Origin of the sequence: Nonomuraea rhizosphaerae (assembly GCF_019396405.1) — a bacterium.
Lineage (GTDB): Bacteria > Actinomycetota > Actinomycetes > Streptosporangiales > Streptosporangiaceae > Nonomuraea > Nonomuraea rhizosphaerae.
On sequence record NZ_JAHKRL010000403.1, the window covers coordinates 1 to 8,361 of the forward strand.

The 8,361-nt window shown below is 72.8% G+C and carries 8 protein-coding genes; 1 reads left to right on the forward strand and 7 read right to left on the reverse strand.

Features of this window, described 5'->3' with window-relative positions; all coding sequences use genetic code 11:
- On the reverse strand, nt 1-456 hold a 456-nt coding region (eccD, locus tag KME77_RS20550; RefSeq protein WP_219470208.1), incomplete at its 3' end, for a type VII secretion integral membrane protein EccD.
- A gap of 102 nt (nt 457-558) precedes the next feature.
- Here eccD and eccCa point away from each other — a divergent pair.
- Nucleotides 559-4,554: a type VII secretion protein EccCa gene (gene eccCa / locus KME77_RS20555; protein ID WP_308250792.1), complete on the forward strand. Its 3,996-nt coding sequence runs from the start codon at nt 559-561 to the stop codon at nt 4,552-4,554.
- Nucleotides 4,555-4,639: 85 nt separating this feature from the next.
- Here eccCa and KME77_RS20560 read toward each other — a convergent pair whose 3' ends face one another.
- The 6 genes from KME77_RS20560 to KME77_RS20585 are packed head-to-tail and all read right to left on the reverse strand — an operon-like array spanning nt 4,640 to nt 8,187.
- On the reverse strand, nt 4,640-5,071 hold the full coding sequence (locus tag KME77_RS20560) for a YbaB/EbfC family nucleoid-associated protein (protein ID WP_219470212.1): 432 nt from the start codon (nt 5,069-5,071) through the stop codon (nt 4,640-4,642).
- Complete coding sequence (locus tag KME77_RS20565) at nt 5,071-5,769, reverse strand: hypothetical protein (protein WP_219470215.1); 699 nt, start codon at nt 5,767-5,769, stop codon at nt 5,071-5,073. Before KME77_RS20565 ends, KME77_RS20560 begins: the two co-directional genes overlap by 1 nt.
- A gap of 16 nt (nt 5,770-5,785) precedes the next feature.
- On the reverse strand, nt 5,786-6,130 hold the full coding sequence (locus KME77_RS20570) for a hypothetical protein (RefSeq protein ID WP_219470217.1): 345 nt from the start codon (nt 6,128-6,130) through the stop codon (nt 5,786-5,788).
- Between the two features lie 2 nt (nt 6,131-6,132).
- Nucleotides 6,133-7,506, reverse strand: a complete 1,374-nt coding sequence (locus KME77_RS20575; protein WP_219470218.1) for a hypothetical protein — start codon at nt 7,504-7,506, stop codon at nt 6,133-6,135.
- Nucleotides 7,507-7,519: 13 nt separating this feature from the next.
- On the reverse strand, nt 7,520-7,879 hold the full coding sequence (locus KME77_RS20580; RefSeq protein WP_219470220.1) for a hypothetical protein: 360 nt from the start codon (nt 7,877-7,879) through the stop codon (nt 7,520-7,522).
- Between the two features lie 8 nt (nt 7,880-7,887).
- Complete coding sequence (locus KME77_RS20585) at nt 7,888-8,187, reverse strand: WXG100 family type VII secretion target (protein WP_219470222.1); 300 nt, start codon at nt 8,185-8,187, stop codon at nt 7,888-7,890.
- Nucleotides 8,188-8,361: the final 174 nt, after the last annotated feature.

The following is an 8,361-nucleotide window of genomic DNA, read 5'->3' on the forward strand; positions in this document are numbered from 1 at the left end:
GGCGACGATGGCGGCGGGCGTCCACGGCGGCCCGGCCAGCAGCGGCGCGACGGCGCCCAGGCCGAGCGCGGCCGCGGCGGCCCGCAGGCCGTAGGAGCGGGTGAGGGAGGACTGCCAGCGGCTGGTGCGTTCGAGCACGCCGGTGGCCACCGCGTCGGCCACGTCGTCGAAGACGGTCTCGGGCAGCTCGTGCCCGCGCGGCCGCAGGTGGAGCTGCTCCCCGTCGTGCACGGCGAGGTCGGACAGCGTCGCGTTCAGGTCGAACGGCTGCTCGCCGACCCGCTGGAGCACCCAGCCTCCGTGGGCCAGCCCCGCCTCCGCGAGCCCTTCGCCCGCGATGCGCAGCAACGTCGGCAGCATGCTCGCCAGCGGCATGTCCGAGGGCAGGCCGAGATCGAGCGACCCGCGCGGGCTGACGATCGTGACCCTGCACAGGTCGGTTCCGGTGGCGCTCACCTGGAGGAGTTTAGGGACTCGCCGTCGCGCGCGCCGCCGGAAATATGTCTAGAAAATTAGAAATGTCGCTGATCAAGGGCTATGGGCGGCTTGTATGGGCCCGTGAGCGGCAACACGGTGGTGGTGCGGCGGCCGGAGCGGCGCAGGCCGCCCGAGCAGCCGAGCGGCGAGGTCCTGCTGGAGCCGCCACCGGAGATCCCCGAGACGATCCCGGGCGGCGGGCTCACCCAGGTGCTGACCTACCTGCCGATGCTGGCGGGGGCGGGCGCGATGGCGCTGATGTTCACCGGGGGCGGCACCGGCAACCCGATCATGATGGTCTCCAGCGGGCTGTTCGCGATCTCGATGGTCGGCATGACGCTGGGCCAGATGTTCAGGAACACCGGCGAGCGCAAGGGCCGCATCAACGGCCAGCGCCGCGACTACTACCGTTACCTGGAACAGGTGCGCAAGCGCGTACGCCGGGCCGCCGAGCAGCAGCGCAAGGCCATGACCTGGAACCACCCCGACCCGGTGACCCTGTGGTCGCTGGTGATGACCAGCCGGCTGTGGGAGCGCAGGCCGCGCGACGACGACTTCGCCCAGGTCAGGATCGCCACCTCGGCGCAGCGGCTCGCGCTGCCGCTCATCCCGCCGGAGAGCAAGCCGATCGAGGACCTGGACCCGATGTCGGCCGGGGCGCTGCGCCGCTTCGTCCGCACCCATGCCACGGTCCCCGGGCTGCCGGTCGCGCTGGCGCTGCACTCCTTCGCCCGCATCACGCTCACCGGCGACCCGGACGCCGCCCGCGGCCTCGCCCGCGCCGCTCTGGCCCAGGCCGTCGCCCTGCACTCGCCCGAGGACCTGCGCGTTTCGGTGTGCGCCGGGCAGGAACGCGCGGCCGAGTGGGAATGGGTCAAGTGGCTGCCGCACGCCTTCCACCCCGACGAGGAGGACGGCGCGGGCCCGGTCCGGCTGGTCAGCCGCGACCTCGGCGAGCTGGACAACCTGCTCGGGTTCGAGCTGAAGGACCGGCCCCGGTTCAGCAGGGGGCTGTCGCAGGACGCGCTGCCGTACCACCTGGTGATCCTCGACGGCGGCCGGGTGCCGCCGGGCAGCCAGCTCGCCACCGACGCCATCGAGGGCGTCACCGTGATCGACCTCAGCGGCTCCGCCGGGCAGGTGCCCGCGCAGCTCTCGCTGCACCTGGAGGTCACGCCCGAGGAGGTCGTCCGGGTCGTCGAGGACGAGATGGGCAAGCCGGTCCTCACCCCGCTCGGCCGCCCGGACCAGCTGGGACTGCCCGCGTTCGCCGCGCTGGCCAGGCAGCTCGCGCCGCTGCGGGCGAGCGTGGCGGGCGGGGGCGAGGAGCAGGGCGACGCGCTGTCGGCCAACACCACGCTCACCGACCTGCTGCGCATCGGCGACGCCCGCCGCCTCACCCCCGCCCAGACGTGGCAGCCGCGCCCGGTCAGGAACCGGCTGCGCGTCCCGCTCGGCCTCGGCGCCGACGGCCGCCCGGTCGAGCTGGACATCAAGGAGGCCGCGCAGGGCGGCATGGGCCCGCACGGGCTCGTCGTCGGCGCGACCGGCTCCGGCAAGAGCGAGCTGCTGCGCACGCTCGTGCTGGCGATGGCGATCACCCACTCCTCCGAGGTGCTGAACTTCGTGCTCGTCGACTTCAAGGGCGGCGCGACGTTCCTCGGCCTGGACACGCTGCCGCACGTCTCGGCGGTGATCACCAACCTGGAGGACGAGCTGCCGCTGGTCGACCGCATGCACGACGCGCTGCACGGCGAGCTGGTCCGGCGCCAGGAGCTGCTGCGGGCGGCCGGCAACTACGCCTCGCTGCGCGACTACGAGCACGCCCGCGAGCAGGGGGCGCGGCTGAGCCCGCTGCCGACGCTGTTCATCGTGCTGGACGAGTTCAGCGAGCTGCTGTCGGCCAAGCCGGAGTTCATCGAGCTGTTCGTGATGATCGGCCGGCTCGGGCGCTCGCTCGGGGTGCACCTGCTGCTGGCCTCGCAACGGCTGGAGTCGGGGCGGCTGCGCGGCCTGGACACGCACCTTTCGTACCGGATCGGGCTGCGGACCTTCTCGGCGGCCGAGAGCCGGGCGGTGCTCGGCGTCGCCGACGCGTACTCGCTGCCGCCCGAGCCGGGCAACGCGTACCTGATGTTCGAGACGACCGGCATGACCCGCTTCAAGGCCGCGTACGTGTCCGGCCCCTACCAGGTCCCCCAGCGCGAGAACCGCGCCGCCGCCGTCCGCCAGGGACACCGCGGCAAGATCGTCTGGTACGGCACCGAACGCGTCCCGCTGCCGCCCCCGCCGCCCGCCGAGCCCGAGCCCGCCCCCAAGGACAAGGAGCAGCAGGACAGCCTGCTCAACATCGTCGTCGACCGCCTCAGCGGCAAGGGCCCCGCCGCGCACCGCATCTGGCTGCCGCCGCTCAAGGAGCCCGCCTCGCTGGACCAGCTCCTGCCGCCCGTACGGACCACCGCGACCCACGGGCTCACCGCCGCCGGGACCGACGGGCAGCGGCCCGGACGGCTGCACGCCGTGGTCGGCATCGTGGACAGCCCCTTCGACCAGCGGCGCGACCCGTACTGGCTGGACCTGTCCGGCGCGGCCGGCAACGCCGCGATCGTCGGCTCGCCGCAGACCGGCAAGAGCACGCTGCTGCGCACGCTGATCGCCTCCATCGCGCTCACCCACACCCCGCGCGAGGCGCAGTTCTACTGCCTCGACTTCGGCGGCGGCACGCTGTCGGCGCTGGCCGGACTGCCGCACGTCGGCGGCGTGGCCACCCGCCTGGACGCCAACCGGGTGCGGCGCACGGTCGCCGAGGTGACCGCCCTGCTGGCGCGCAGGGAGCGGCTGTTCGTCGAGCGCGGCATCGACTCGATCGCCACCTACCGCCGTCAGGTGGCCGCCGGCGAGTACGAGGGCGACGGCTGGGGCGACGTGTTCGTGGTGGTGGACGGCTGGGCGACGATGCGCCAGGAGTTCGAGACCCTCGAAGGGCCGATCGGCGAGCTGGTCTCGCGCGGGCTCGGCTTCGGCATCCACGTGGTCGGCACGGCCAACAAGTGGTCGGAGTTCCGCTCGAACGTCCGCGACATGTTCGCCACCAGGCTGGAGCTGAGGCTCGGCGACGCGTTCGAGTCGGAGATCGACAGGAAGGCCGCCGCGAACGTGCCCGAGGGCGCGCCGGGCCGCGGCCTGACCCGCGAGGCGCTGCACTTCCTGGCCGCGCTGCCGCGCGCCGACGGCAGGTCGACCGTCGACGACCTCACCGAAGGGGTCGCCGCGCTCGTACGGGCCGCCGCGGACGCCTGGCACGAGCAGCCCGCGCCGCCCGTGCGGCTGCTCCCCGACCGCTTCCCCGTGCACACGCTGCCCGGGCCCGGCGAGAGCGGCCCGCGCATCCCCATCGGGATCGACGAGGCGGCGCTCGCGCCCGTCTCGCTGGACTTCGACGCCGACGCGCACTTCGTCGTCCTCGGCGACACCGAGAGCGGCAAGACGAACCTGCTGCGGGTGGTCACCGAGGGCATCGTCGCCAGGTTCACGCCGATGGAGGCGCGGATCATCATCATCGACTACCGGCGCTCGCTGCTCGACACCGCCGACAACGAGCACCGCATCGGGTACGCGGCCTCCAGCACGGCCGCCGCGACCGTGCTCAAGGGCGTGCACCAGGTGATGCAGACCCGGCTGCCGCCGCCCGACCTGACCTCCGAGCAACTGCGCACGCGAAGCTGGTGGACCGGACAGGACCTGTACGTCGTCGTGGACGACTACGACCTGGTCGCCACCTCCTCCAACCCGCTGTCCGTGCTCGGCGACCTGCTGCCGCAGGCCCGCGACATCGGGCTGCACCTGATCCTGGCGCGCGCGATGGGCGGGGCCGGGCGCAGCCTGATCGACCCGGTCGTCCGGCGGCTCAAGGAGATGAACAGCCCGGCCGTGATGCTGTCGGGCCCCCGCGAGGAGGGCGCGCTGTTCGGGAACGTGCGGCCGCAGCAGCTCCCGCCGGGACGGGGGATCTACGTGGACCGGCGCTCGGGCTCCCGCCTCATCCAGACGGCCTACCTGACGCCGCCCGGGGAGTGACGGGGACCGGCGCCGGGCTGGACCGGGACCGGCGCCGGGGCAGGACCGGCGCCGGTCCCGGTGGCGCCGATCCCGGTGTGCAGGGTCAGGCGCCGTCGAGGCGGCGCTCGATGCGGGCGATCTGCGCCATCGCGTCGTCCATGGCCCGGTCGTAGGCGTCCTGCGCCTCCTGCAGGCGCACCTGCGCGGGGTTGCCCTCGTCGGTCAGCGACATCGGCGCCTCGCCCCACCGCTCGGCCATGATCGCCGCCGACTTGGCCTCCATGTCGGCCAGCGACGCGCCGATCAGCTCCAGGATCGTGGCGGAGAGCCGCTGGGCGCCCCACCGCAGCGCGCGCGGGTTGATCTCCAGCCCGGTGACGCCCTGGGACGAGCACTCCACGGTCACCAGCTTCTCCGGGTCCTGCGCGAACCCCTGCACGGCCAGGACCTGCTGGTACACCTCGTCGAGCCCCTCCATCGACTGCTGGGACTCGGCGATCATGCGGTCCACGGCCGCCTCGTCGAAGTGCGGCATCAGGCCCCCTTCACCTGGTTGCCCTGGGGCAGTGCCGTCTCGCTGAGGTCGCCGGCGACGGCCATCTGGCCGCCGACCCCGCCCATGATGGCGCCGCCGCCCACCAGGGCGAGTTTCTTGACCGGCGACATCTGCGCGAACCTGCCGGCGATCTTGCTCAGCAGGCCGCCCGTCCCCTGGATGAACGTGCCCACCTTGGCCGCGCCCTGCCCCGCCTGCCGGTCGACCTGGCGCCCGAAGAACGTCGCCGCCACCTCCGCGGCCGGTCGCGTGTACGGGTTGGACGACCCGAACCGGTAGAGCAGCCCAGCGGTGAGGATGGCCCCGCCGCTCGCGAGCGCGAAGGTGCCGAGCGCGTCGAAGACGTCGGCGGTGGTGTTCAGCGAGTCCGCCGTCGCCGCCGGTTTGTCCGCCGTGTCGGCCACGTTGTTGCTGTGGGTCAGGACCGTCTTGTCGAACATGTCGGCGCTGGTCCCCGTCCACCTCACGCCCTGGACCGACTGCTGGACGCGGCCGGGATGCGCGCGCAGCCCGTCGGCCAGCGCCTGCCACTCGGCGGCGGCCTGCCGCTGCTTCGGCGTGTCGGCGATCATGAGCAGGAGGAGCCCGGTGGCGAACTTCGCCCGGCCCCCGCCCAGGAGCGCCGTGCCCATGGCGGCCATGCCCGCCCCCGAGATCGCCGAGTACGGCTGTTCCACTGTGTCTGCCCGCCTCTCACGCCGGGGCGTCGGTGATGCCCGCGGATCTTCTGGCGGCCGCGCCGTCGCCCATGACGGTCGTGTTCGCCGTGTCGAACGTCTTCGTCCGCATGTCGGAGAGCTCGCGCCTGGTCGCCGACAGGTATTGGTGCGCGGCCAGCTTGACCTGGTCGAACGCGTCGCCCAGCGACGAGGCCAGCATGCCGAACGCCCCGTAGTGGGTGCCGCGCAGGTCGATCCCGGCCACCACGTGGACCAGGTTGTTGAGCTCGGTCATCGGCGCTCCGCCGAGCCGGTGGCCCACGTCGCGGAGGGAGTCGACGTCCATCTCGATGAGCTTGGAGTTGTCGTCATTTGTCATGATCAGTCCACCACCGATTGGCCGGGCTCGTGCGCCGGACGGAACAGGCTGGAGTCGTCCGGCTGCCTCACGGCCGCCCGGTGCGGCGCGAAGGCGCTGTCGTAGTCGCCGGCGACGCCGGCGCCGGCCATCGGCATGAACGGCATGCCGCCCCCCATGCCGGTGACCGCCCCTGTTGGGCCACCGGCCGTGCCCGGCCTGCCGACGGCGGTCCACGAGCCGTCCACGACCGGCACAACGCCGGGCCGCACGGACGGGCCGCCGGTTTCCTGGATCGGGCCGCGCACCTGGTCGGGACCGTTGCGACGGGGCTGATCGTCCAGGGTCGAGTGGGTCGGGGCGGCGTCCGGCGCCGATCGTGTCGGCTCCAGGCGGCGGGCCTCGGTGTGCGCCGGTTCGGTGGCGACGGGCTCCAGCCCGATCGTCGCAGGGACGCTGCCGACGTGGGTGGCGCTGGGCCCGCCGCGCGTCGGCGCGAGCTCTCCCACGACCTTCTGCGGCGCCGTGCCCACCGACGTCGGCGCCATGCTGACCAGGGACGACCTGGCCGGGTCAGCGGTCGCGGTGCCGACCACGGCCGGCGCCGGGCCGGTGGCGGGGACCGGCGTGGCGGTCACGGGGGCGCCCGGAGCCGGGGCTCCCGCCGGGACGCCCGCCGGGAGGGTCGTCACGGGCGCCGCCTTGGCCGCGGGGGGCACCGCCGAGGTGTCGCCGGTCAGGTGGGTGATCGGCCGGGTCGGCTGCTCGTCGTCATAGGTGATGCCGTCGTCCGGGGGAGTGCTGTCGTGCTCCTCCGGCTCCGGCATGTACGGCGCGCCCGAGGCGAGGGCCGCGTCCCAGGCGAGCGCCTCCGGCATCGACCTGTAGGCGTCCTTGATCTTGTTGTTCAGCTCCGCCATGAACCTCTGCGCGTCGGCGTCCGGGTTGTTGACCATCTTCGACGGGCCGGGCGAGGCGATGTCGGGATTGACGGGAGAGCCGCTGTCGATCGGCTCCCAGATCGGCTTGGTGGCGTCCTCGAAGTTCTGCTTGGCCGTCGCCAGATCGCTGCCGACCTTGTTGATTGACGGCCCGATCCAGGTGATCTGGTCCCGCAGCGTGCTGAGGTAGGCCTGCACCTGCGACATCCGGCCGAGCATCGCCCGCGCCGACTCCCCGCCCCAGTTGTCGTCGGCGACCAGCCGCTCGGCGTACTTCGTCAAGTCGTTGATCGTCTGGGTCAGCAGGTTGCCCGAGGCCCGGAACGTGTCCGCCACCCCGCCGAACTCCTCCGGCCGGGTGTGCGCGAGCAGATCACGGATCGCGTCGCGCCCCCCGTAGGTCCGGGGCGCGCCCTCCGGCAGCGGCCCCAGCTTGATCGGCTTCGGTTCCCCCAACGTGCCTGCCCCCTCAGGAAGGTTGTGTCCGGCGCGCCGTGTCGGCCGCCCGCGCGTCGCCGTCCTGGACGGTGTTCGCGGTCGCGACCAGGTCGTCGATGATCCTTCTCACCTGCTCGGCGACGAAGCCCATCGTCTCGGTCGTGGCCAGGAACGCCCGATGCGCCGTGTCCGCGTACCCCCGCGCCACGTCCCAGTCCCCCACGGCCTGGGTCGGCAGGTCGTGCACCTTGTGCGGCGCCGACTCGAGCTGGGGCAGCAGATCCCGCGACATGGCCCCCGCGACGTCCCGCAGCACGTCCGGACGGCATACCGCCTGGTCACCGGCCGCCTTCGGGTCGATGAGAGGCGTACCGCCATCGCCTTCTTCCATGGCCGTCCTCAGGTGCCCCAGCGCCGGACGTTGGCGTTCTCGGCGTCCCGCATGATCTCGGTCGCGTCGTGCAGCGCCGGCCCGAACCGCTGCATCGTGTCCCCCATGGCCACGACCGCGTCGTTCCAGTTGCGCTTGGCCTCCAGGTAGACGCCCTTGGCGGCGCCGTCCCAGGTCTCCAGCACCTTCAGGTCGTTCTCCAGGTCGGTGAGCTCGCCGACGAGGTTGGCGTAGGCGCGGCCCAGCTCGGCCGCGATCTCCTCCATCTCGTCGAAATTGGCGAGAATGATGTCGCCGCCACCTGTCATGGCGATCCCTCCCTAACCCTTTAGATCTTGCCGCCGTTGAGCGCGTTCATGAGGTTCTGCGCGACGGCCTGCGCGGAGGTGCTGGCCTCCTCGTACTCGATGCCGGAGCCCTTGAGGTTCTCGGCGATCGTGTGCAGGGCGTCGATGACCTTCTTGAACTGCGGGTTCCACTCG

What these genes read in the sequence shown, in the direction of transcription:
- KME77_RS20560 (WP_219470212.1), bottom strand. Translation starts at nt 5,071, where the DNA reads ATGCCGCACTTCGACGAGGCGGCCGTGGACCGCATGATCGCCGAGTCC.
- KME77_RS20570 (WP_219470217.1), bottom strand. Translation starts at nt 6,130, where the DNA reads ATGACAAATGACGACAACTCCAAGCTCATCGAGATGGACGTCGACTCC.
- KME77_RS20580 (WP_219470220.1), bottom strand. Translation starts at nt 7,879, where the DNA reads ATGGAAGAAGGCGATGGCGGTACGCCTCTCATCGACCCGAAGGCGGCC.
- KME77_RS20585 (WP_219470222.1), bottom strand. Translation starts at nt 8,187, where the DNA reads ATGACAGGTGGCGGCGACATCATTCTCGCCAATTTCGACGAGATGGAG.